Annotated in this window: 19 protein-coding genes and 4 pseudogenes; 9 read left to right on the top strand and 14 right to left on the bottom strand. The window is 55.2% G+C overall.

What is annotated here, in order from left to right; genetic code table 11:
• Nucleotides 1–5 precede the first annotated feature (5 nt).
• Nucleotides 6–1,622 (bottom strand): ABC transporter substrate-binding protein, encoded by a 1,617-nt coding sequence (locus BJP61_RS10785; protein ID WP_075193212.1) that lies wholly within the window; start codon nt 1,620–1,622, stop codon nt 6–8.
• A 248-nt stretch (nt 1,623–1,870) separates the two neighbouring features.
• Between BJP61_RS10785 and mpaA the strand changes: the two genes are divergently transcribed.
• Nucleotides 1,871–2,584: a murein tripeptide amidase MpaA gene (gene mpaA / locus BJP61_RS10780; RefSeq protein WP_171998305.1), complete on the top strand. Its 714-nt coding sequence runs from the start codon at nt 1,871–1,873 to the stop codon at nt 2,582–2,584.
• On the opposite strand, the gene ycjG is transcribed toward mpaA, so the two are convergent.
• On the bottom strand, nt 2,566–3,564 hold the full coding sequence (gene ycjG, locus BJP61_RS10775; protein WP_171998304.1) for an L-Ala-D/L-Glu epimerase: 999 nt from the start codon (nt 3,562–3,564) through the stop codon (nt 2,566–2,568). The genes mpaA and ycjG overlap by 19 nt on opposite strands.
• Before the next feature lie 136 nt (nt 3,565–3,700).
• On the opposite strand from ycjG, the gene tpx reads away from it, so the two are divergent.
• Complete coding sequence (gene tpx / locus BJP61_RS10770; RefSeq protein ID WP_038862722.1) at nt 3,701–4,207, top strand: thiol peroxidase; 507 nt, start codon at nt 3,701–3,703, stop codon at nt 4,205–4,207.
• Between the two features lie 49 nt (nt 4,208–4,256).
• Here the strand turns inward: tpx and tyrR are convergent, their stop codons facing one another.
• From tyrR to BJP61_RS10755, 3 genes are all read right to left on the bottom strand, one after another.
• A complete protein-coding gene (gene tyrR, locus BJP61_RS10765) occupies nt 4,257–5,819 on the bottom strand; it encodes a transcriptional regulator TyrR (RefSeq protein WP_171998303.1) in 1,563 nt (520 codons plus the stop codon).
• Nucleotides 5,820–5,967: 148 nt separating this feature from the next.
• Nucleotides 5,968–7,023 carry a YcjF family protein gene (locus BJP61_RS10760; RefSeq protein ID WP_171998302.1) on the bottom strand — a complete coding sequence of 352 codons (1,056 nt, stop codon included), beginning with the start codon at nt 7,021–7,023 and terminating at the stop codon, nt 5,968–5,970.
• Nucleotides 7,020–8,417 (bottom strand): YcjX family protein, encoded by a 1,398-nt coding sequence (locus tag BJP61_RS10755; protein WP_108695671.1) that lies wholly within the window; start codon nt 8,415–8,417, stop codon nt 7,020–7,022. Before BJP61_RS10755 ends, BJP61_RS10760 begins: the two co-directional genes overlap by 4 nt.
• 166 nt (nt 8,418–8,583) lie before the next feature.
• Here BJP61_RS10755 and BJP61_RS10750 point away from each other — a divergent pair, with 166 nt between their 5' ends.
• On the top strand, nt 8,584–9,576 hold the full coding sequence (locus tag BJP61_RS10750) for a LacI family DNA-binding transcriptional regulator (protein ID WP_075193217.1): 993 nt from the start codon (nt 8,584–8,586) through the stop codon (nt 9,574–9,576).
• Between the two features lie 336 nt (nt 9,577–9,912).
• On the opposite strand, the gene BJP61_RS10745 is transcribed toward BJP61_RS10750, so the two are convergent.
• Nucleotides 9,913–10,833 carry a bifunctional helix-turn-helix transcriptional regulator/GNAT family N-acetyltransferase gene (locus tag BJP61_RS10745; protein WP_171998301.1) on the bottom strand — a complete coding sequence of 307 codons (921 nt, stop codon included), beginning with the start codon at nt 10,831–10,833 and terminating at the stop codon, nt 9,913–9,915.
• A 300-nt stretch (nt 10,834–11,133) separates the two neighbouring features.
• Between BJP61_RS10745 and BJP61_RS10740 the strand changes: the two are divergent.
• Nucleotides 11,134–11,337 (top strand): annotated as a pseudogene (locus tag BJP61_RS10740) (hypothetical protein); the annotation flags it as partial.
• Nucleotides 11,338–11,393: 56 nt separating this feature from the next.
• Here the strand turns inward: BJP61_RS10740 and ugpC are convergent.
• The 7 genes and pseudogenes from ugpC to BJP61_RS10705 all read right to left on the bottom strand — a co-directional run.
• Entirely contained in the window at nt 11,394–12,476 is a 1,083-nt protein-coding gene (ugpC, locus tag BJP61_RS10735) for a sn-glycerol-3-phosphate ABC transporter ATP-binding protein UgpC (RefSeq protein WP_075193219.1), read from the bottom strand.
• Nucleotides 12,477–12,485: 9 nt separating this feature from the next.
• The gene (gene pgmB / locus BJP61_RS10730) at nt 12,486–13,169 is read right to left on the bottom strand and encodes a beta-phosphoglucomutase (RefSeq protein ID WP_038862705.1); all 684 of its coding nucleotides are present in this window, start codon (nt 13,167–13,169) and stop codon (nt 12,486–12,488) included.
• Nucleotides 13,151–15,412, bottom strand: a complete 2,262-nt coding sequence (locus BJP61_RS10725; protein WP_171998300.1) for a glycoside hydrolase family 65 protein — start codon at nt 15,410–15,412, stop codon at nt 13,151–13,153. Before BJP61_RS10725 ends, pgmB begins: the two co-directional genes overlap by 19 nt.
• Nucleotides 15,409–16,461, bottom strand: a complete 1,053-nt coding sequence (locus BJP61_RS10720) for a Gfo/Idh/MocA family oxidoreductase (RefSeq protein ID WP_075193222.1) — start codon at nt 16,459–16,461, stop codon at nt 15,409–15,411. Before BJP61_RS10720 ends, BJP61_RS10725 begins: the two co-directional genes overlap by 4 nt.
• 15 nt (nt 16,462–16,476) lie before the next feature.
• Nucleotides 16,477–16,650 (bottom strand): annotated as a pseudogene (locus BJP61_RS10715) (TIM barrel protein); the annotation flags it as partial.
• A gap of 480 nt (nt 16,651–17,130) precedes the next feature.
• Nucleotides 17,131–17,487: a hypothetical protein gene (locus tag BJP61_RS10710; RefSeq protein WP_171998299.1), complete on the bottom strand. Its 357-nt coding sequence runs from the start codon at nt 17,485–17,487 to the stop codon at nt 17,131–17,133.
• 181 nt (nt 17,488–17,668) lie between these two features.
• Nucleotides 17,669–17,972: pseudogene (locus BJP61_RS10705) on the bottom strand (DUF4113 domain-containing protein); the annotation flags it as partial.
• 111 nt (nt 17,973–18,083) lie between these two features.
• On the opposite strand from BJP61_RS10705, the gene BJP61_RS10700 reads away from it, so the two are divergent.
• Together BJP61_RS10700 and BJP61_RS10695 are read left to right on the top strand one after the other, a co-directional pair.
• Complete coding sequence (locus BJP61_RS10700; RefSeq protein ID WP_105669021.1) at nt 18,084–18,569, top strand: GNAT family N-acetyltransferase; 486 nt, start codon at nt 18,084–18,086, stop codon at nt 18,567–18,569.
• 94 nt (nt 18,570–18,663) lie between these two features.
• The gene (locus BJP61_RS10695; protein WP_171998298.1) at nt 18,664–19,068 is read left to right on the top strand and encodes a DUF2251 domain-containing protein; all 405 of its coding nucleotides are present in this window, start codon (nt 18,664–18,666) and stop codon (nt 19,066–19,068) included.
• A gap of 168 nt (nt 19,069–19,236) precedes the next feature.
• On the opposite strand, the gene BJP61_RS10690 is transcribed toward BJP61_RS10695, so the two are convergent.
• Complete coding sequence (locus tag BJP61_RS10690) at nt 19,237–20,136, bottom strand: hypothetical protein (RefSeq protein WP_171998297.1); 900 nt, start codon at nt 20,134–20,136, stop codon at nt 19,237–19,239.
• A 282-nt stretch (nt 20,137–20,418) separates the two neighbouring features.
• Here BJP61_RS10690 and BJP61_RS10685 point away from each other — a divergent pair, with 282 nt between their 5' ends.
• The 3 genes and pseudogenes from BJP61_RS10685 to BJP61_RS10675 all read left to right on the top strand — a co-directional run bounded on the left by BJP61_RS10685 (nt 20,419) and on the right by BJP61_RS10675 (nt 22,553).
• Complete coding sequence (locus BJP61_RS10685) at nt 20,419–21,045, top strand: methyltransferase domain-containing protein (protein WP_255485062.1); 627 nt, start codon at nt 20,419–20,421, stop codon at nt 21,043–21,045.
• 161 nt (nt 21,046–21,206) lie between these two features.
• Nucleotides 21,207–21,724 (top strand): annotated as a pseudogene (locus tag BJP61_RS10680) (tyrosine-type recombinase/integrase).
• Between the two features lie 211 nt (nt 21,725–21,935).
• Entirely contained in the window at nt 21,936–22,553 is a 618-nt protein-coding gene (locus BJP61_RS10675; RefSeq protein ID WP_171998296.1) for a hypothetical protein, read from the top strand.

Genomic DNA, 22,553 nt, shown 5'->3' with positions numbered 1-22,553 from the left:
ACGCGTTAATGTTTGAGGATATACATGGTGCGGCTGTAAGCGACATCTTCAGGGTTATCAATTGGATACCCTTTCAGCCACGGCTTAATTAACCGGCCATTGGTATACTGATAAATCGGCGCGATGGGCGCCTGCGTGGCGATGATTCGCTCGGCGCTGTTGTAGTCGTCGTTACGCGCTTTCACGGAGGTCTCCTGCGCGGCCTGTTGCAGCACTTTGTCGTAATCCGCATTGTTAAAGCGCGAAATATTGCCGCTGTGGGTCGAGCTTAACAGTGAAAGAAACGTCGACGGCTCGTTATAGTCGCCCACCCACGAGGCGCGGATCACATCGAAATTGCCGGTGTTGCGGCTGTCGATATACGTTTTCCACTCCTGATTTTTGAGCTTCACCTCCACGCCAAGATTTTTTTTCCACATCGAGGCCACCGCGATGGCAATCTTCTGATGGTTTTCCGACGTGTTATAGAGCAGCGTCAGGTTCAGCGGGCGCGACGGGCCGTACCCGGCCGCCTGCAACAGCGTTTTCGCCTGCGCGTTCAGCTCCTGCTGGCTCATCTGTTCCCACTCTGACGGCACGGGCGTAAAGCCTGCGGTCACATCCGGCGTAAAGCGCCAGGCCGGTTTTTCCCCGGTGCCGAGCACTTTTTCCGCCATGACGCGGCGGTCGATGGTCATGCTGAGCGCAAGACGAACGCGGGCGTCCGCCGTAGGCCCTTTGCGGGTGTTAAAGGCGTAGTAATAGGTGCCGAGCTGCGGCGGCGTAAAGACCTGGTCTGGGATCTCTTTTTTCAGCTTCTGATAGAGGTTTTTCGGGAAGGATTCGGTGATGTCGATATCATTCGCCAGATAGCGTTTGGTCGCTGCAGATTCCTGATTCACCGGTAAAAAGGTGACCTGCGTCAGCACCGTTTTCGCGTTATCCCAGTAGTGGCTGTTCGGCGACAGCACCAGCTTTTCGTTCACCACGCGGTCTTTGAGCACGAATGCGCCGTTGCCCACCAGCTTGCCGGGGCGAGTCCAGTCGCCGCCCTGCGCAACGTTCGCTTTCTGCACCGGATAGAGCGCCACGTTGGCCGCGAGGCTCGGGAACCAGGGCAGCGGTTTATCAAGCGTGACCTTCAGCGTGCGCGCGTCCACGGCGCTGACGCCAAGCGTCGCGGGCGGCTGCTTGCCGTCGATGATGTCCTGCGCGTGCGCCATGCCGGCCAGCGCGAAGAACCAGGCGAACGGCGAGGTGGTTTTCGGATCCACCATACGCTGCCAGCTGTAGACAAAATCCTGTGCCGTCACCGGCGTGCCGTCAGACCAGCGGGCATTGTCGCGAAGCTTAAACGTCCAGATGCGGTTATCGTGTGTCTGCCATTCGGTGGCGACGCCCGGCACCAGTTCGCCCTTGCTGTTCTGATTCACCAGGCCTTCGAAGAGATCGCGCAGCACCTGAATTTCCGGCAACCCTACCGCTTTCGCCGGATCCAGCGAGGCAGGTTCATCTTTCAGATGGCGTACCAGCGTCTGATGTTCGGCGAGCGCCGTACCGGGCGGCACGTCGGCCGCAAACGCGCCGGTCAGCGCGGTTGCGACCCATAATGCGCTTAAGGTGATGCTTACAGGAATTTTCATGAGGTCCTCGTTCTCTTTAGTCTGGCGCCGAACCGCTCTTTCCGGGCGCGCTGTCGGGGAATTATTTGTTGGATGAATATAAATTGCAAACCACTGTCCCGGATTTTGCGGGCTAACCCTGCGTCAGATCAACGTGTTACTGCCCGCCTGCGCGAATAACAGGCCACGCGCCTTTTGCCGTCAGGCTGTTGAATTTCAGTCCGTTGTCGACAACACTCCTTTTATCTTCCTTCAATGGCGGCCCGGTTATGACCACGCTTAGACCCCGCGCGCAACGCGGCGCTTTATCTGACGACGCCAGGCGTTATGGCGAATCGGCGCTAGGCGCGCCGCTGCTCTGGTTTCCGGCCCCGGAGGCGCAGCGCGCGCCGGGGCTGATTATCGCCGGCACGCACGGCGATGAGAACGCGGCGCTGGTGACGCTCTCCTGCGCGCTGCGCACGCTTGCGCCTACGCACCGACGGCATCATGTGGTGCTGGCGGTTAACCCGGATGGCTGTCAGCTCGGCCTGCGCGCCAATGCGCGCGGCGTCGATCTCAACCGCAATTTCCCGGCCGCGAACTGGCAGCCGGGCGATACGGTTTATCGCTGGAACAGCGCTGCCGAGACGCGCGATGTCACGCTCTCCACCGGCGAAAAACCGGGCTCAGAGCCGGAAACCGCCGCGTTGTGTCAGTTAATTCACCAGCTGAAGCCTGCGTGGGTGGTGTCGTTTCACGATCCGCTCGGCTGTATTGAAGATCCGCAGCAGACGCGGCTTGGTCAGTGGCTCGCCGGGGCTTTCGGGCTGCCGCACGTCACCAGCGTCGGCTATGAAACGCCCGGCTCGTTCGGCAGCTGGTGCGCGGATATCGGGCTTGCCTGCATCACCGCCGAGTTTCCGTCCATCTCCGCCGACGACGCCACCGAACGCTATCTGGCGGCGATGACCGCGCTATTGCATTACGATGATGAAACCTGAGGCGCCGCGTCGGGGTGGAGATAAAGCTGGCCGGGCGTGAAACGTAAGGCGGGCTCGACATCCACCGCAAGCCAGGTGGGGCCGTCGAGATCGGTAAAACGCGCCTGCGGGATGAGCGGCAGCGCGGCGCTGATGGCGCGCGAGGTGCAGAGCATACAGCCCAGCATGACCCCGAACCCGTCATCCGCCGCCTGACGCGCCAGCGCCAGCGCCTCGGTCAGCCCGCCGGTTTTATCAAGCTTGATGTTAATCATCTCGTAACGGCCGGCGAGAGTTTTGAGACTGCCGCGCGCGTGGCAGCTCTCATCGGCGCAAATGGGCAGCGGGTGGATAAAGTTTTCGAGCGCGCGGTCATCCGAGGCGGGCAGCGGCTGCTCCAGCATCTGGACGCCGAGATCCGCCAGCAGCTGACAACGCGCCGCCAGCCCTTCCGCGTGCCAGGACTCGTTAGCATCGACAATCAGCGTCGCCTCCGGCACCGCTTCACGAATGGCGACCATCCGCTCAGTAATAAAAGTATCGTCGAGTTTGATTTTCAAAAGCCGCGCGCCCTTTTCCCAGAGCAACGCGGCGTTCACCGCCATCTGCTCCGGCGCGCCGATAATGACCGTTTGCGCGGTGGTGTGCTGGCCGGGCAGCGTCACCTGCAAATGCGCGTCCAGCGTCTCGCCTGCGCGGCGGGCTTCAAGATCCCAGAGCGCGCAGTCAATGGCGTTGCGGGCGGCGCCAGCGGGCAGCAGCCGCTGCAGCGCGGCGCGATCAAGCCCGGTTTCGAGCTGCGGGACGACCGTCATGATCTGCGCCATCACCGAGGCGACGCTCTCGCCATAGCGCGGGTATGGCGTGCATTCGCCCACGGCGCGCATGCCCTCTTCTTCCAGCTCCACCACGACCACCACCGCTTCACTGCGGCTGCCGCGGGCAATCACAAACGGCGAATGGAGCGGCCAGGCTTCCTGATACACTTTTACGCTTCTCATTATTTTCCTCGCAACGGGCTTTGCCTCAGTATAGCGACTGGAAAGTTAGCCTGCCGGGACAGTTTTTTATATTCATCGCCCCTGTGATCACATACACTAGCGGCGACGTTAACTATATGTAAACAGGAAGATAACTATGTCACAAATCGTCTATTTCCAGGGCAATCCGGTTTCCGTGGTCGGTCAGATCCCGCAGGCGGGCAGCAAAGCGGCACCGTTCAGCCTGGTGGCAAAAGATCTGTCTGACGTCTCACTGAGCCAGTTTGCCGGTAAGCGTAAAGTACTGAACATTTTCCCAAGCATCGATACCGGCGTCTGCGCCGCGTCCGTGCGTAAGTTCAACCAGCTGGCGACCGGTATGGAAAACACCGTCGTGCTGTGTATCTCCGCTGACCTGCCGTTCGCGCAGTCCCGCTTCTGCGGCGCGGAAGGCCTGAGCAATGTCATTACGCTCTCCACCCTGCGTAACGCGCAGTTCGCCAGCGATTACGGCGTTGGCATCGACGAAGGCGCGCTGAAAGGCCTGACCGCCCGCGCGGTGCTGGTAGTGAACGAGAATGATGAAGTCGTGTTCAGCGAGCTGGTGAACGAAATCACCCATGAGCCGAACTATGACGCCGCGCTCAACGCGCTGAAAGCGTAAGCGCCGCGCATAAAAAAAGCCTCCGCATGCGGAGGCTTTTTTATGGGCGTTACTCTTCGCCTTTGCGCTGGCTTAAGCCATATTCACGCAGCTTATTGGCGATAGCGGTGTGCGAGACACCCAGCCGTTTGGCAAGCTTACGGGTGCTCGGATAGCTGCGATACAGCTGCGTCAGCACCGAGCGTTCGAAGCGACGGGTGATATCGTCCAGCGATCCTTCCATTGCCTCTTCCCCCACCGGCAGCGCCGCGGCGTCGAAATCCGGCAGCAGGATATCCTGCGGGCGCAGTTCATAGCCGTCGAGCTGGGTCAGCGCGCGGTAAATCGCGTTTTTCAGCTGGCGCACGTTGCCCGGCCAGCCGTAGCGGGTTAATACGCCGCCCAGCTCGCTGGCGAGCTTCGGGCGCGGCACACCCTGCTCATCGGCGAAGCGGGCGACAAACATTTCGGTGAGCGGCATAATGTCCTGCGGACGGTCGCGCAGCGGCGGCAAATTCAGCGTCAGTACGTTGAGGCGATAGTAGAGATCTTCGCGAAACGCGCCCTTTTGCACCAGCTCGACAAGGTTTTTCTGCGTCGCGCAGATGACGCGCACATCGACGTGCACTTCATGCTCCTCGCCGACGCGACGGAAGGTGCCGTCGTTCAGGAAACGCAGCAATTTGGCCTGCATTCGCGGCGACATCTCGCCAATTTCATCCAGCAGCACCGAGCCGCCGTTGGCCTGCTCAAAGAACCCTTTTTTGCCTTCATGCGCGTTGGCGTAAGCGCCCGGCGCATGGCCGAACAGCTCGCTTTCCACCACATCCTCCGGAATCGACGCGCAGTTCAGCGCCAGATAGGGCTTGTCGGCGCGCGGGCTTGCCAGATGGCAGGCGTGGGCCAGCAGATCTTTCCCGGTGCCGGTATCGCCGGTGATAAGCAGCGGCGCGTTCAGCATCGCAAGCTTACGGGCCTGATCCACGACCTGTTTCATGCGCGGACTGACGGCGATGATATGGCTGAAGGCGTGCAGATCCTGGCTGGTAAGATTCTGCAACTGGCGTCCCATCCGCACAGTAGAGCGCAGCATCACGACCGCTCCGGTGAGCATGCTGGCGCCGCTCTCCTCGTCGAGATGCACCGGCGTAATTTCGAGCAGGAAATCCTGGCCGTTAATCACCACGTGTTCGGTATGCGACTCCGCCGGGCTGCTCTCAAGCCAGCGCTGGAAGTTAAACCCGCTGATAAGACTGGCGGCGTTATGGTTACGCAGGCGCGCTTCATTCTGCCCGAACAGCGCGCAGCTGGCGGGGTTGGCGAGCTCGATTTTGCTTTTCATATCCACCGAGAACACCGGCTCCGGCAGCGCTTCAAGCAGCGCGCTCAGCGAACGATGCTCGCGCTCGGACGGCATCCACGGCACGGTGCGCACGTCGGTGACGCCGGGAATGCGGCGGATTTCCGCCATCAGGCTGCTGAAGGCGTTAAATTCCAGCGTGGAAAAATTGAGATAGATTCGCCCGATAGGGTCGATTTCAATACCGCGCAAATCAATACTGCGCAGCACCAGAAGATCGAGCAACTCACGGGTCAGACCGAGGCGGTCTTCACAAAACACTTCAAGACGCATGGCGGCACCTTCACGCATTGAGCTAATGAATGGCGAGATAATACTTCAGTTGCCGCAGCCGGGGGAGTGGTCTGTCAACAAAAATTGACAGAGTGCGGTAAAAAGCGGCGCCATGCTGTAAACCTGAGCAGGCATGACGCCGTTGCGGTTACTCTTCGCGTTCGCGTTTCTGCTTTTGCAGCGTGGTTTTCACTTCGCTCAGCAGTTGTCGGCGGAAATCGCCAAGGCGCGGCTTGTCGTCTCCGGTCCAGGGGAGCGGACGGCACAACTCCATCGCCTTTACGCCAAGACGCGCGGTAAGCAGCCCCGCGCCCAGCCCCTGCGCCACGCGGGCCGATACGCGGGCGGCAAGATCCTGTGACATCCAGTCCAGACCGACCTCACGAACCATCTCGCTCGCGCCCGCGAACGCCATATTCAGCAGGACCAGGCGAAACAGACGGATACGGCTGTAGTAGCCAAGCTCAATGCCATAAATAGCCGCGATGCGGTTCACCAGCCGCAGGTTGCGCCAGGCGATGAACGCCATATCCACCAGCGCCAGCGGGCTTACCGCTATCATCAGCGTCGACTCCGCCGCCGAGCGGCTGATGGCGCTGCGGGCCTGGAGATCGAGCACCGGCTGGACAATCTGCGCGTAGAGCGTCACCACTTCACGATCGCTGTGGGTTTCATGGATTGCGGCATGCCAGCGCGCCAGCGCCGGATGCCCCTGCGTAAGCCCCGCCTGGCACGCCAGCTTCTCGCAAAACGCGCGCCCTTTTCCGCTCCCGTGGCTCGCCAGCAGTTCACGCGCCTCGTCGCGCTCCACGGCGCGTTCGCGCAGCCGATGCAGCCTGCGCCACTCACTCGCGAGCGCGCCGACGCCCGCCGCCACGATAAGCCCGCCCGCGACACAGCCGCCGAGCGCAATCCAGTCATGGGTGCGCCAGGCATTCGCCGCCCACTGCGCGCCCTGGGCCACCACGCTGATGCCAAAGATGCCAAGGCCAGCGGTGACCATGCGCCGCCAGAGGCTGCGGCGCGGTTTCAGGGCGTTTTCCACCACGCGCTCAGGCGCGTCGGGCGCCAGGAGTTCCTCTTCGGCCACCGGGATAAATTTCTGCGCCTGCGCCTCGTCAAACGCCTGGGTGGCGCGAAGCGTCGGGCCCGCTTCCGGGCGCAGCGGCTCGTCAAAGTTGCGGCGCGGTTTGATCTCGCTCATCGCAGTTTGTCTCCTGTTAAAAACTCCAGCACCGCGTCCAGGCGGATGTGCGGTAATGGCCGGTCAACCTCCATCTCGCGCGGGCGAAACGCCTCAAACTGAAAGCCCTGCTGCTGCCAGAACGCGCTGCCGGGCAGCCGTGGGGGCACGTCGCCGGGGTAAACCGTCAGCGGCGCGCCGTCGCTTAAGCGGTGGCCGCGCAGCGCCGGGACGCTTTCGCCGTGGCTCTCCACCATCCCGCTTTCGGTCGCCTGGATTGAGGCAATGCCCATGCAGTCCATTTCTACGCCTTCAAACGCGGCGTTCTGCCACGCCTCCTGCACCAGTTGCGAGAGCAGCGACACCAGATTCGCATGCTGATCGTGGGTCACGTGATCCGCTTTGGTGGCGGCGAACAGCAGCTTATCGATAACCGGCGAGAAGAGCCGCCGGAACAGCGTGCGTTGCCCGTAATGAAAGCTTTGCATCAGTTGGGTGAGCGCAAGGCGCATGTCATTAAACGCCTGCGGCCCGCTGTTGAGCGGCTGGAGACAGTCCACCAGCACAATCTGACGGTCGAAGCGCACAAAGTGCTCGCGATAGAAGCCTTTGACGACTTTTTCGCAGTAGTAGTTGTAGCGCTCGCGCAACATGCCGATGTTCGTCTGCTTGCCCGCCTGCGCGAGTTTCGTCTCGCCCGCCTCATCGACGCCCGGCCACGGAAAGAACTGCAACACCGGCGCGCCCGCGAGATCGCCTGGCAGTACAAAGCGCCCCGGCTGGATAAAATGCAACCCTTCGCGTTTGCACTGCATCAGGTAATCGGTCCAGGCCCCGGCAATCTCAGCGAGGCGTTTTTCATCGCCCGGCGCCAGCGGATCGAGCCCTTCACACAGGCTGCGCCAGCGCTGCGCCCAGACGGCGCGGTCGCCTTGCAGCAGCCCCGTCATCTGGCGCGACCAGCTCAGGTAATCCTGCGCGAGCATCGGTAAATCCAGCAGCCATTCGCCAGGGTAGTCAACGATATCGAGCCACAGCGTGGAGGTATCTTTAAAGTGGCGCAGCAGCGACTCGCGCGACCGGTAGCGCAGCGCGAGGCGGATTTCGCTGACGCCCCGCGTCGGCGTCGGCCAGGCGGGCGGCGTGCCGTAAAGCTGCGCCAGCCCTTCATCATAGGTAAAGCGCGCGACGCCCATATCCTGCTGCGGCACGCGACGCACGCCGAGCAGGCGCTCTTCGCGCACCGGCGAAAAGAGCGGCAGGCGCGCGCCGCTGTTGACTGACAACAGTTGATTGACCAGCGCGGTGATGAACGCGGTTTTCCCGCTGCGGCTAAGCCCCGTGACGGCCAGCCGCAGATGGCGGTCGACGCTGCGGTTCATCAGCGCCTGCATTTCACTCTGAAGTTGTTTAATCATATCCCTGCGCCCGATGCGTTGATTTCCTCTGATAGTAACAGGTAAGGCTTAAACGCGGCGATTCAAGCGCCACTGACGCCGATTTACAAAAACGCGCCGCATGGACAGTGCGCCGGGCCTTCAGTAAGATATTTTCTGATGCGATGTGATGGAGCACGGTCGAATGTCCCCGACCATTTACGATATTGCCCGCGTGGCGAAAGTGTCAAAATCGACGGTATCGCGCGTACTGAATAATCAGACCAATATTTCCGAGGCGGCGCGCGAGCGGGTGTTAAAAGCCATCGACGAACTTCAGTATCAGCCGAATAAACTGGCGCGTGCGCTGACTTCTTCCGGCTTTGACGCCATTATGGTGATTTCCACGCGGTCGACAAAAACCACGGCTGGTAATCCTTTTTTCTCCGAAGTGCTGCACGCGATTATGGCGCGCGCCGAAGAAACCGGCTTCGATGTTATTCTCCAGACGTCGCGTAATAGCGAAGATGACTTACAGAAATGCCTGACACGCATTCGTCAGAAAATGATTAAAGGCATTATTATGCTGAGCTCGCCAGCGGAGGAATCGTTTATTGCAAGGCTCGATGAGTGCGGTATTCCGGTGGTCGTTATCGGTAATGTGGTGGGCCAGTATCAGCATATCTGTTCCGTCGATACCGATAATTACCATGACAGCATCGCGCTGACGGATACGCTTATCGCCCGCGGATGCCAGCGCATCGCCTGCCTTCATGCCCCGCTCGACTATCATGTTTCCATCGACCGGCTCGCCGGATTTCGCGCGAGCCTCGCAAAGCATCGGCGTGCAGACGACCCTGCGCTGGTCGTGGATGGCGGCTATACCCAGGAGAGCGCGCTGGCGGCGGCGCGACAGTTGCTCGCCATGCCCGAACCGCCCGATGCGGTGTTTGCCACCGACAGCCTGAAGCTGATGAGCCTTTACCGCGCCGCCGCCGAACGCGATCTGGCTATCCCGCAGGCGCTGACGGTCGTCGGCTACAGCAACGAAACGCTCTCTTTCCTGCTCAACCCGCCGCCTGGCGGCATCGATATCCCCACACAGCAATTAGGCGATATCAGCAGCGCGCTGCTTTTCGCCCGCATTGCCGGAAAGCCCATCCCGGCGCGTACATTAATTCCCACCACGCCCATCTGAAAATAAGCTTCGTCTTACGCGGAGCGTATTAATTGCAGTCTTAATCAGGCCATCGCATTTTCAATTGCGCTGTCGGAGTTAGCGGTCGCTATTCCCGTTAAGGGAAAATAGCGGGGGGTTTGGGAAATTACCGTATTTCCTTAACTGATGGGGCTTTGTTAAACGCTTAATCGGATCGATATCATATCTGGGGCATTTATAACACTCATATGCCCCATATATGCCCCTAAGATTGCCCCACAATACTCAGCTATAACAAGTGGCACAAAGGGAATTCATGTACCTGAACCCGCTGTCAGGTTTGTGCCTGGCCCTGACATACAGAGAACGTCATCATTACAGTGTCTTAAGCATGTATATGCCACAGCTATTATGGCCCGTATCGCCAAGCCGCTCGGGAATATGCTTAAATCCAAAGGATTCGTAGAGGCGTACTGCACGCCTGAGTTCTTCAAGGGTTTCAAGATAACAGGAGTGGTATCCCATTGCAGAAGCCTGAGAAATGATGAACGCGATCATTCGCCTGCCTAGTCCCATTCCTTGTGCGTCGCCTCTGAAAAACAACTTCTGCATTTCGCAAATGCCTTCTTCTCCGCGCAATGGCGAAAGTCCAGCCCCTCCGACTATTTGTCCATTTGCTTCTACAACCCAATATCCGCAGCCCGGATGATTATAAGCTTCACTCAGGCGCTCGAGTTCAGGGTCATGGAGGCTAACGCCTTCAAGATGGTCAATTTTATTCTCTCGAAAACTGTTACGGATAATCTCTGCGATTGCGCAGTTATCTGCAGGCTCCAGTCTACGGAAAATCACCCCTGATTCACGTTGACGACGTGCGTTACTTAAGCTGACTGAAAAGCGCCTGATGATTTCCTGGAAAAGCTGAATTTCATCATTTGATGACGACGCAAGAGCTTCCACGATAAATCTGTCGGCATTTTCTTCAAGTGCGCAAAGCAGTCGTTCGCCTGATTTGCTTAACCTGAATCGCGAGGCTCTACCATCGTGTGTGTCATTTTCTTTAAACAGATACCCCTCGTCACTAAGACTCCGGAGCGTCCGGCTCATGCTTGCTTTCTCAACACAAAGATTTTTGGCAAGTTCAGTACAACCATATGGCTGTCTGCTGAGTTCAATCAGTATATGACTCTGAAGGGGTGACAGTTCAGTCCCACTCGCTTTTCGGTTGAGCATACCTAATTCTCTGACCATTTCACGAAGCGTTGCGCGAAAAGATCGTATTTCTTGCTGTTCCATCGATTAGGTCCTTTAAAGATGCGATGACTCATGATACATAATATTGTTAACTCCGTTAACTAAATTGTATATCATGAATCGCATTCAACCAAAAAGGAGTTTTTTATGGAACGCCCCAGGTCAACAGACATCATCCTGCGCAGGACAGTTGCTCTGACCACCATTGCGATGTTGATACTCTGTGCGCTTGTACTATTGAGCCAGTTTTTTCATCCTGAAAGCCATTCATTAAAACGTTTCGTTTGTAGTGGCACACTGAATTTAGCCATCTGAACAGAGGCGATACGCTCAACTCAGAGCATGACAGATGCCCCAGGAAAAATAAGAAGTTTCAGCGCAGAATTTAAATGCGAATCCGCTCCACTGGTCCTTGACCAGAACGACACCGTTGCAGATGCAGCCAGCGCTATGGATGCCGGTTTTTCCACTCATCGTAGCAGCTACAAATACTGGAAAAACCGCCCTGAAAAACCAGACGGCAGACGAAATGTATTACAAAGTCAGGCATGACAAAAAAATAAGCTCCGTCTTAAACGGAGCTTATTTTGTGCATGTTTTAATCAGGCAATGGCGATTTCGGTTTCGCTGTCAAAGAAATGGCATTTATTCATATCAAACGCGATCGGGATACGCTGGTCAGCCTGATAATCTTTATCCGCGCTGGCGCGTACCACCATTTCGTGCCCGCCGACGGTAACATAGAGCATAAATTCCGCGCCGGTTAATTCCGCAACGGTAATTTTCGCCTCAATCATATTTTCCCCTGACGCGCCGGGGAGGATATCTTCCGGGCGAATGCCTAATACCACGGCTTTACGCTGGCAACCGCTGGCGTTGAGTTGCGCTCTTTTATTTACCGGCAGCGGCAGTTTCAGGGTTTCGGTGACGAAGAAGTCACCGTCGATCGCGCCGCGAATAAAATTCATGGCGGGCGAACCGATAAAACCGGCCACAAAGATATTCGCCGGATGGTTATAGACCTCTTTCGGCGCGCCGACCTGCTGCACAATGCCGTCTTTCATGATCACAATCCGCGTCGCCATTGTCATGGCTTCGGTTTGATCGTGGGTTACGTAAATCATGGTGGTATTGAGCTTCTGGTGCAGCTTGCTGATTTCAGCGCGCATCTGAACGCGCAGCTTCGCGTCGAGGTTAGAGAGCGGCTCGTCCATCAGGAACACGCCCGCCTCGCGCACGATAGCGCGTCCGAGCGCCACGCGCTGACGCTGACCGCCTGACAGCGCCCCCGGTTTACGCTTCAGATACTCCTTAAGCCCGAGGATTTGCGCCGCCCAGGCGACGCGCTCTTCAATGATTGAAGGCGCGACCTTCTGCATCTTTAGCCCGAACGCCATGTTGTCATAGACCGTCATATGTGGATAAAGCGCATAATTCTGGAACACCATCGCGATATTACGTGCCTTGGCGGGCACGTCGTTCATACGCACGCCGTCGATTAGCAGTTCGCCGCCACTGATCGCTTCCAGCCCGGCTATCATGCGCAGCGTCGTGGATTTGCCGCAGCCCGATGGCCCGACGAAGACGATAAACTCTTTATCGGCAATCTCCAGGTTGAAATCTTTAACGACGTGAACCTGGTTGTCATAAATCTTCTGAATATGTTGTAAAGAGAGTTGAGCCATATGCTGTCCTTATTGGCAGCGCGCCGTGGCGCGCCGTTGTTGATTCCAGAGTGCGTGAAGCCGCGGCCAGGTGAGTTGCGCGGTATCGTCGAGCCGCAACTGCGCCCCGTTTAACGAGGCGCCAATCCCGACGGCGATCATCCCGCAGGCATTGATGGCGTCGATACCGGCCTGGGCGTCCTCCACGCCGATGCAGCGTTCCGGACGCACGCCGAGCCCTGCGCAGGCGGCGAGAAAAATTTCCGGGTCCGGCTTGGAGCGCGTCAGCCGGGCGGCATCGGCGCAAAAATCGAAGGCGTCGGCGAGCCCCAACGCGCGTAAAATCGCCGGCGCGTTAAGCGATACCGAGGCAAGCCCGATGCCGATGCTCGCTTCACGCAATGCCGGTAATAGTTCAGCGATCCCCGGCAGCACCGCCTGTGGCGTCAGCGAGCGCAGCGAGTCGACATAGCACGCGTTTTTGCGCGCGGCCAGCGCGGCTTTCTCCGCCGCGCTGAACTGCCCGTCCTTCCCGCCAAAGGTAAGGATGCGCTCCAGCGATCCCATTCGACTGATGCCCTTAAGCTGCTGGTTAAACGTCTCGTCAATGCTGATACCTATGTCCGCCGCTACCTGACGCCACGCCACAAAATGCAGATGGGCGGTGTCAGTAATGACGCCATCAAGATCGAAAATCACCGCGTCGGGTTGCATATCGCCTCCTTGCGCCAGCCGTGGTCGGTCAGGTGAAACACCGTTCTGCCGTCTATCTCCACCGCCGCCGCGTCGATAAACAGCGTGACGGCGCGGTCGGTGATAAGGGTCAGCGTGTCGTGCGTCATCGCAATATTCAGCTGGCAGCCCCGCCAGCAGAACGGGAACGTCAGCCGCGTCCAGTGCTGAGGAAGTGACGGCGTCACGTACAGTTCGCCTTTTTCAATGCGGATACCGGCGAACCCTTGCACCGCGCCAAGCCAGATAGCGCCGGCCGCCGCCGCGTGAATGCCGTCGTCGCTGCTGTGCGGGGCGTCGCCGAGATCGATGTCGCAACCCGCGCGCCAGAAGCGGTATGCCTCGTCATTGCGCCCGCAGCGGGCGGCTACGATGCCGTGGATGGCCTTGCTCAGCGAGGAGTCGTGAATGGTGCGCGGCTCGTAGTAGTCGAGGTTCGCGGCAACGGTAGCGCTGTCGAACCGCCACGGCAGCATATAGAGCAGCATAACGACATCCGCCTGCTTGAGAATTTGCATCTCATTGACTTCGGCGCGCGAATAATCCAGCAGCACCGACTGGCTGCCTGCTTGCGCCCGGTAGCGCGTCAGGTCGATTGTCGGCTTGCTGAAAAAGGTGTCATCCTGCGCGATAACCCTGTCCTGCCGCGGCATGGGCAGAAAGAGCCGCGCGAGAAAATCCTCGCACTGCGCGATAAATCCGTCGTCCGGGCCGCCCGAACGGCGGCGGGCGGCCAGCGCTAGGGCGACGTTGTAATGCGCGAGATAGCTGGTGTACGCGTTATTGTTGATGTGCTCGGTGTATTCGTCCGGGCCAATAACATCGTGTAGCTCCAGCCGCCCGTTCACCGTCTGCGTCCGGCTGAGCCAGAACCGCGCGGTCTCCTCCAGCAGTTCTCGGCCTTCCTGCGCCATAAACGCCTCGTCGCCCGTCGCCTGCCCGTAGGCAGCGACTGCCCAGGCGATATCCGCCACCAGATGATGCTCCGCTTCAGCAGAGGCGACTTTCTGGCGCAGTCCGGTACGGATATTGATGGCTGCGAATTCCGGCGTCTCTTCATCGCCACTGCGTGCGCTCTCCCACGGGAACAGCGCGCCTTGCCAGCCGCAGCGCGCCGCCTTGCGATGCGCGCCCGCCAGATTCAGCCAGCGGTAGCGCAGCAGCTGGCGCGCTACGCCTGGCGCCGTATGGAGATGAAACGGCAACAGGAAAACTTCGGTATCCCAGAATACATGGCCCTTATAGCCTTCCCCGGTCAGTCCTTTCGCCGCGATGCTGCTGCGCTCGTCGTGACGCGGCGTCATGGCATGCAGGTGATAGAGCGCGAAATCGAGCGCCTGCTGATCCTGCTCGCGGTCGCTTTCGACCTCAACGCGCGCGCCCTGCCACCAGGCGCGCCGGGTTTGTAAGGATTCCGCCAGCAGCGCGTCGTAGCCTGCGACGGCGCATTCGCGCAGTCTTATAAGCGACTGCGCGGCGGCGTTATCATCCGGCCCGTCGAGCGTTGCGCTGACCCAGGCGCACTTCTCCAGCGTAAAGCTTTCGCCTGCGGCGATCGTCTGCTGAGTATGCTGTAACAGACGCCGGTTTTTAGCAGAAAAGCTCACCTGCGCCTGCGGGCTTACCTGGCAGGCGCAGCACAGCGTAACGTCAGAGTGGTTATCCAGCGTGCGGTAGCGCCCCTGCAAATAGCGGTTGTCAAATACCCGCAGTTCGCGCTCCGCCAGATGCTGTCGACCGCTGTTGGTTTGCGTGGCGTCGATGCCCGTCGCGACGCGTATCGTGGCTGAACCGTCATGCGGCGTAATCGCTATCCGCGAGCAAAACGCTCCCAGCCGCTGCGCCGACACAAACCGCGAGCTTGTTATTGTAAAGCGCAACCCCTGCGCTGAACGCCAGTCGACCACGCGCGTCAGTTCACCGCTCGCAAAGCAGAGTTCGCGGTGATATCGCAGGAGCTCACCGCTCAGCAGGCTGAATATCTCGCCATTCAGTTCAATCTCCATGCCGACCAGATCCGGCAAATTCACCAGTTCGGTGGTTTCGCCCTCGCCCGCCCGGTGGTAAAGCCCGGCGAGATACATGCCGCGCGTCTGGGTGACGTAGGCTTCATCATGCGTGGCGCGCACGCCGAGCGCGCCGTTACCGGCGGCCATCAGCGTGGCGTATTTGTTGTGGTAATGCGGGTCAAAGCGCGCTTCGACCAGCGTAGTTAACGGATTCATAGTTCAACGCACATCCCTGTTTCTGCCGCCTGATAAATAGCGGCTACCAGCCGCTGGATCTGCCAGCCCTGTTCACCGTCGGCAATCGGCGCGGGTTTGCCCTGCACGCAGTCGAGAAACGCCTCCATGCTGCGCTGGTGCCGTCGTTCATCGGCTTTTTCACGCTGCATCAGCGTCAGCAGTTCGCCATCGCAATCCTGATAGATATGGGCCGGGAACAGCGTCGCGCCGGCTTTATCGCCGCAGAACTCGACGTTCATCAACGACTGCGGCGCAATGTTGAGCGCAAAGGAGGTTTCGAGACGTAAAATGCCGCCGTTCGTAAACTCCAGAGTGGCGAACAGCGCGTCCTCTACCGTGTAGCGCTGCGGATCCCAGTGGCCAAACTGGCCGCTGCTTTTGGTCGTGCCAAGCTTCTGGAACGTGTGCGCGGTGACGCGCGAGACCTGCGGAAAGCCGAGCACAAATAAGGCGGCATCCAGCATATGAATACCGATATCTATCAACGGCCCGCCGCCCTGCAACGCTTTATTGGTAAACACGCCCCACCCAGGAACGCCGCAACGCCTGAGCGCGCGGGCGTTGGTTACATAGATGTCACCGAGCACACCGCGTGCGACCTGTTCACGCAGGAGTTGGGTATCGCGCGCAAAACGGTGATGAAAATCATAGGCCAGCACGGTTCCGGCGCGACGCGCGGCTTGGCGCATCTCGTCCGCCTGAGCGGGCGTCATGGCGGGCGGTTTTTCGCACATCACATGGCAGCCCGCGGCCAGCGCCTGCATCACATGCTCATGATGAAAGCGGTTTGGCGAACAGACGCTCACCACATCAGGGCGCGCGTCAGCAAGCAGCGTGGCGACATCGGCGAAAACGTGCCTGATGGCGTGGCGTTCTGCGAACGCCTGCGCCTGTTCAGGGCGGCTGTCGCAGACAGCCACCATTTGCACCTCTTCGCGCGTGCGGTAAAACGAGGCATGGACATTATCCGCCACCTGACCGGCGCCGATAATGGCGACCCGTAGTGGCGAGGCTTGATGAGCACTCATTTCGCACGCCGCCTCTTAACACTGACGCAGGAAATCGAGAGACTGCTGGTACGCCTGTGCCGGATCGTCAGCCCGGATGCGGCACTCGTAGACGATATAGCCGTCGTAGCCGTCGGCGCGGAGCTGGTCGAACGCCACGCGGAAATCGATGGCGCCGCTACCCGGCTGGTAGCGGTGGTTATCGGCGATAAGGGAAGGATTGCGTGGAATTTTGGAAATTTACCGTATTTTCTGGGCCGAAAGGGCTTTGTTAAGCGCTCAACCGGTTCGCTTTATGTACAAGTTTGGGGCATTTATGACACTCATGTGTCCCATATATGCCCCACGGTTTGACCTATTGTTCTCAGCTATAACAAGTGGTACGAAGCTATTACACGTGTCTAATCTTGCTGTCTGCTATGTGCCAGAAGCGGACATCCTACACTTCTGTTTATGTGATAATAATCGGTATGTCACGAAAGGTTGATTGGTTACGATATAGGCGTCTCTGATTCGATATTCCTGTAAACTGACCAATGGGAGGGAAAAGTAACCTGTTCTGTCCTGCTCGCCGGTGCGCTTTACGTTATCGGCGGTCTGCTGACGATTAAGTACGGGAACTGGCATTTTGATTGAGGAGTAGCGGCTGATAGCAGGTTCCTGTCAAAAGGACTGGGCTCTCTATGACTATTATTTGTTACTGATATATATTGCATTACACTCGGGTGGAGCTTCATTAACCCACCCCATTGAATCTAAAATAATCTTTGCCAATTCCCTCATTTTATTCCATTCAGAGCTATAACAAAGAGCATCATCATTCCAATACTGAATATTTTCTAACCCACTAATTGATAACAAATAATCATCAAATGTCTTGATAGATAATTTCTGTTCATCACTTAACATTTCGTTATTAGTTTCTTCGAGCGCAATTTCCCATTCCACTGCAAGCTCATCAGCCACATTTACAAAATCAGGAAATAAGCTTTTCTGAACATTGCTGGATTCTGCAAAAGCTCGTGTTATCCATTCAAATCTTTCCATATAACTACTCGCCAGGTTTGTTAATAGTAGTTGCCTTCCCCATTGAGTAAGCTTTGGCCTACTCACGGTTCATTATCATACACCAATGTTAGCCCAACATTACGGCAGTTAAGACAAACTTCTGCTCTTCGCTCAAAGCGGACGTTATAATGCATTTAATACGTGAAAACCGTCACTTTTACTATGCCCGCGCGATCGGTGCCTCAGCGAGTCGCGTCGTATAGCACGGCGACAGCATCTCGCGTTTCATCTGCCACGCCTGCTGAATACACTGCCCTGCAAAATAGAGTGTTCCTCTGCCCTGCTGGTTAAGTTTGTCCTTAAGTAACATCAGCACCTCGCTGTTCGCCCCCGGCGTTCTCGTCAAATAAGTTCAGTTGAGCCACGTCCTGTCTGAAAAAGTCACCCAGCATAACCCCCGCTTTCTGGTACCGGTGGTCGTCATGCCATACGACTTCTAAAAATCGCGTCGTTCTTGACAGTACGGGACATTTAAGAGAATTCTATAGTGTTATTACCATCTGTTATGTGCGAGTACAGATGTTATGGTAAATAAGCGTGATGCGAAGCTATGAATCATGGAGAGAGATACACGGATGAAAGTCGATATTTGTGGTGTTGCAAATGTGCCGGAACTAGCCCGTCTTTTTGTTGAAATGGAGGATTATTACTTTGGTCACGGGGTTGTCAGCTATGAGGATATGAGCGCTTACCTTGCTGACAAAGTATTCTCTACTTATTCAGGCGTTACGGTTGTCGGTGCTCGTAAAAACGGAGAACTTGTTGGGTTTGCGACTTTTTCGCTCATGTTCCCTGCGCCGCTTTGTTCCGGTCAGGCATTTATGAAAGAGATCTTTACGTCAGAAGCGGCACGAGGTCAGGGTGTCGGTAAATCGCTAATTAGGTTTATCGCAAACTTTGCCCTCAAACATGGTTGTTCACGCCTTGACTGGACTACGGAGAAGTCCAATCCGAAGGCTGCGGCATTTTACTTGTCCCTTGGTGCCACTCCGATGGAGGGAAAACAGTACTTTCGGCTTGAGGGGAAGGATCTTGAGACGTTTTCTTCACTTGCAGAGTGAGTATCAGAATGGGGCGTACTTCAGACGTTATGGTAAATCCGCCATAAGTTAGAAAGCTATCTACGTGATGCATAGGGAAAGGAGAGTAAATTGGATGACAGTTTTAGTGACAATGCAGGCCGAACTCATAGTTGGTGAAGCACAGGTGATAAAGAGCCTGGCTCCTGAGGGGATGCTGGCGGCAGTTTTTGAGGACGATGGTGAGACCGGATATTTCTACGCTCTCGATGAGTCTGTCGACGGAAATCCGATTCAGGATGCGGTGCTTATCTACAACGCCGAAGATATTTCTGACGGCCGCATCCCTTCTGAAGTTAAAATTGGCTGGTCTGAAGACAGTCAAAAGTGCGTGCTATTGATCAATGGATACCCGCATGCAGCCTTTGATTTCGTCGGGAAAAATGGATACTGCAGAAGTGATTTTCCTCCACCAATAAACAAGATATGGTCGAAGTCAGGCCATAAGTGGAGCGATGCGGTAGACGATTTTTTTCGATGAGATTCGGCAGGCTTGGCACCTGCCATAACTATGTCCGCATATCGGGAGTTAATAGCTTCGCTATTATTTCAATCAGACTGGAGATGAAGGCATTACTAACAGCGTGGCGTGTAAATCAACAGGGAGCAGGTCAACCCGATAACAGAACTAACGTTCAGGTTCAGCCGATTAACTAAACATCACAGGTAAAAACTCATATCTGAGAATACATGTCCGCCCCGCTTTTACAGCTGTCTTTATGGATGGCAAATTTTCCGGAATGATAGTTCCTGACAGCAGAATTGGTTCCTGGCTGGAATGGTAAAGAGAGTTGCAAAGCAGGCGCTGAGCCCGGGAGGCCAAAGAGTGTCCGCGAAAGGCAGGAACGATAACCTCTTCAGAAATTCGATAGCCACGTAAAAAAGCGATATCTCCTTTTTCGCAAATTATCAGTCCTACACGAATTCCTTCTTCGTAAACAATATGCACATCACCTTCTGAAATATGATTACTGAGCTCTTCTTCATCGACAGGGCACAGATTGCCTCTTAAGCCAGGGATAGCTAACAACGAATACTGATAGGCATCCATCAAAGCCCGTCGGCACCATTCAAAATCGACGAACTCAGCCAATCTCAGGGTAACAGTGTCATCCGGATATTCTGAAGCACCAGACAGCCAGGATGCATAGATAAATTGGTCTGTTATACCCTGAATTTTTTCGTGGGCGGGCGTGAGGATTCGAATGTACTGTGGCTTAAGCTGCTCCCACTCCTTGCAGACAGATTTGAGTACAGAGCAATCTATGTTGGAGTCTGAAGCGACAATATCAATGAAAGGGTTATTGATATCGCCCCCACGATAACGCGGACCAGTAAGAAACTGATGATCATCAATATTGAGTTTGCGCTGTAAAAAATACTCTTGTGGTAAGCCAGTTTCTTTCCATGGAAAACGTGCTGAAAAGGTGGTATCCACACAGTATTTTTCCTGCTCATAAATCCATTTTTCAAGCCAGCTATGCAGGATGTCCTGTGGTATGGGCAGTTGAGCACATTGAGAGATCATAAATTTTAGCATCATATTCATCTGACATAGCTCCAGGTATCAGGTCAATCTACTAAGATTGCCCTGTTTTCTGCTCAAACAGCAAGTAGCTTCCCGAACGGTTTAGTCTACTTCTAGTTAGAGCGACTTGCGAGGCAATAGCCCGTCAGCACTGTGCCTAAAACAGACTTAAATGCCATGAGGTAGCTGGTACATCGCTTCATCAGCTTTTCGGGCCCATATTATTTAGCTGCCATACTCCATCTGCAAAACTTGTTACATTACATCAGCAAATTATGTCAGTTCACAATTTTGGAAAGGAATATGATGAAAAAAGAAGCTTTCAATACAGTTATATCTATTTATGAAAGAAATGCTTCAGCCTTCGAAAGCATGCGACCTGTCGATTTATCTGAAAAAAAATGGCTTGATTGGTTTACCAGCTATCTGCCAGCAGGAGGACATATTCTGGATATTGGTTGCGGAAATGGATCACCGATTGCAGAATATTTTCTTAATCAAGGTTTCAAAGTAACAGGTATAGACTCATCACCTTCCATGATTGCCAAGTGCAGGGAAAAATTCCCCCATGCTACTTGGATAGTCGCCGACATGCGGAAGTTAGATCTGGGAAAAACATTCGACGGCATTCTGGCATGGGATAGTTTTTTTCATCTTTGCCATAGAGATCAACGGGACATGTTCGCTCTTTTTTCTGCTAATGCCAAAGCGGGTACAGCTTTAATGTTCAATGCCGGCCCTGAAGAAGGAGAGGCCTTTGGCCAGTTACAGGAGGAGGTACTTGCTCACTCCAGTTTGTCACCGCTTGAGTATGCCTCAATAATGGAACGTTATGGCTTCCAGATAGTCAGGCATATTGTAGAAGATAAAGAGTGTAACAGTCGTACTATATGGCTTGCCGTCAAGCTGGCTACCGACCAGTGTGATTGAAGACGGTAGTAAAATTACCTCTGTGAGCTTCCATACCTGCTTACATAAGCGATTTGTAAAACGCAACTTAGCGGAGCAAGGGTTGCGCCATAATCGGAAGTCCGCTCTTCGCTCATATGGGACAACCATAATCACATCTCATAACCCAAAGAAGATTGAGCATGACAACATCCCCCGGGAACAAGGGCCGTATTATTGGCCAGAAACGGCCTCTTCAGATCTCTCATATCTGGGGAATCCGTATCAGACTTTAGCTGGAAGGAAAAGTACGCGATTTAGCTCTGTTTAACATGGCTCTGGACAGTAAACTTCGGGGCTGTGATCTGGTTAAGCTAAAAGTTTCTAAGGGAACCAGAGAGGCTGTAGCTGCGTGGATCAAAATGGCTCATCTACGTAGTAGCGACTCTCTGTTCCAGTCCTGCGTCGGTTCTTCACGACATATTTCAACCAGGCAATATAACCGTATTTTTCATGGATGGATTGATAAGTTGGTCTGGACGAGACTCTGTACAGTACGCATTCTATGCGAAGAACCAAGCCATATCTGATCTATAAAAAAACGAAGAATCTTCGAGTGATCCAACTACTGCTAGGTAACAAAAAAATCGAAAATACAGTGCGTTATCTAGTTATTGAAGTGGATGATGCCCTAGAGATATCGGAGTCTATTAAAGTTTAATTTGTGATGGCTGCAACAGCAGCCCTGTGCCATAAGCAGGCATTACTGACATGGCGTCATGCGTACCATCGTTGTTAGTCCAGCCTGACAATGACGATCCAGACTTACTGTTATTGCACTCACAAATCAACATAAAAGAAAATTTAATAGAAGATTGTAAACTTTCTTCAACTCGTGCCGATATTAATAGTTTTTAAAATAAGGATATAACGTGCGTAAACTTGTATACACAACCGGCATGATACTGAGTATGGCATGCGCAGTATCTTCCGTTCAGGCCAGCACATTGACGGAAAGCCTTTCAAGGTGCGACTCGAAATTTTTCCAGGAAATGTATAATCAGAAAAGTAAACTTAATGTTTTGGCTCCTCTCGCTATAGGTGAGCATCATCTGGCATGGTTCAAAGGCCCAGCCGATGACAATGGCAGAATATGGTTCACCCAACCTTTGAAAGAACTAAATCTGACGATTTCAGGCTATTATCTTCAAACCAGCGATCTCGAAGAGATCAATGACGGAAAATTTTATTACTGGGGCATGATTTTGCAAAATTCGCCTCAAGAAGTGATGAACGCACTTAACCATCTGAAGTGGGTGAAAGCAGGTGATTACTCTATTACTCAGGCAATGATAAAAGAAGGACCTGACAGTAACTGGAAAATCAATAATCAAGCTGTAAGTGGTATAGCCCCCGCCAAAAAAAGCACAGAAAAGATTTTGATTCTAAGTAAAGATAAGAATGGTTCGTTATTACTTTGCTCAATTCAAGGTTATGTCACACCTGATATGCTTGCCGAGTTCAGACCTGATTTAAAGGGAAAAAAATAA

Source organism: Cronobacter sp. JZ38, assembly GCF_008932145.1.
Classification (GTDB): Bacteria; Pseudomonadota; Gammaproteobacteria; order Enterobacterales; family Enterobacteriaceae; genus Cronobacter; species Cronobacter muytjensii.
This window is presented reverse-complemented; position numbering and strand designations above follow the sequence as displayed.

Bases quoted from the DNA above. Each gene is read 5' to 3' on its own strand.
- BJP61_RS10785 (WP_075193212.1), bottom strand. From the start codon at position 1,622: ATGAAAATTCCTGTAAGCATCACCTTAAGCGCATTATGGGTCGCAACC.
- mpaA (WP_171998305.1), top strand. From the start codon at position 1,871: ATGACCACGCTTAGACCCCGCGCGCAACGCGGCGCTTTATCTGACGAC.
- ycjG (WP_171998304.1), bottom strand. From the start codon at position 3,564: ATGAGAAGCGTAAAAGTGTATCAGGAAGCCTGGCCGCTCCATTCGCCG.
- tpx (WP_038862722.1), top strand. From the start codon at position 3,701: ATGTCACAAATCGTCTATTTCCAGGGCAATCCGGTTTCCGTGGTCGGT.
- tyrR (WP_171998303.1), bottom strand. From the start codon at position 5,819: ATGCGTCTTGAAGTGTTTTGTGAAGACCGCCTCGGTCTGACCCGTGAG.
- BJP61_RS10760 (WP_171998302.1), bottom strand. From the start codon at position 7,023: ATGAGCGAGATCAAACCGCGCCGCAACTTTGACGAGCCGCTGCGCCCG.
- BJP61_RS10750 (WP_075193217.1), top strand. From the start codon at position 8,584: ATGTCCCCGACCATTTACGATATTGCCCGCGTGGCGAAAGTGTCAAAA.
- BJP61_RS10745 (WP_171998301.1), bottom strand. From the start codon at position 10,833: ATGGAACAGCAAGAAATACGATCTTTTCGCGCAACGCTTCGTGAAATG.
- ugpC (WP_075193219.1), bottom strand. From the start codon at position 12,476: ATGGCTCAACTCTCTTTACAACATATTCAGAAGATTTATGACAACCAG.
- pgmB (WP_038862705.1), bottom strand. From the start codon at position 13,169: ATGCAACCCGACGCGGTGATTTTCGATCTTGATGGCGTCATTACTGAC.
- BJP61_RS10725 (WP_171998300.1), bottom strand. From the start codon at position 15,412: ATGAATCCGTTAACTACGCTGGTCGAAGCGCGCTTTGACCCGCATTAC.
- BJP61_RS10720 (WP_075193222.1), bottom strand. From the start codon at position 16,461: ATGAGTGCTCATCAAGCCTCGCCACTACGGGTCGCCATTATCGGCGCC.
- BJP61_RS10710 (WP_171998299.1), bottom strand. From the start codon at position 17,487: ATGGAAAGATTTGAATGGATAACACGAGCTTTTGCAGAATCCAGCAAT.
- BJP61_RS10700 (WP_105669021.1), top strand. From the start codon at position 18,084: ATGAAAGTCGATATTTGTGGTGTTGCAAATGTGCCGGAACTAGCCCGT.
- BJP61_RS10695 (WP_171998298.1), top strand. From the start codon at position 18,664: ATGACAGTTTTAGTGACAATGCAGGCCGAACTCATAGTTGGTGAAGCA.
- BJP61_RS10690 (WP_171998297.1), bottom strand. From the start codon at position 20,136: ATGAATATGATGCTAAAATTTATGATCTCTCAATGTGCTCAACTGCCC.
- BJP61_RS10685 (WP_255485062.1), top strand. From the start codon at position 20,419: ATGATGAAAAAAGAAGCTTTCAATACAGTTATATCTATTTATGAAAGA.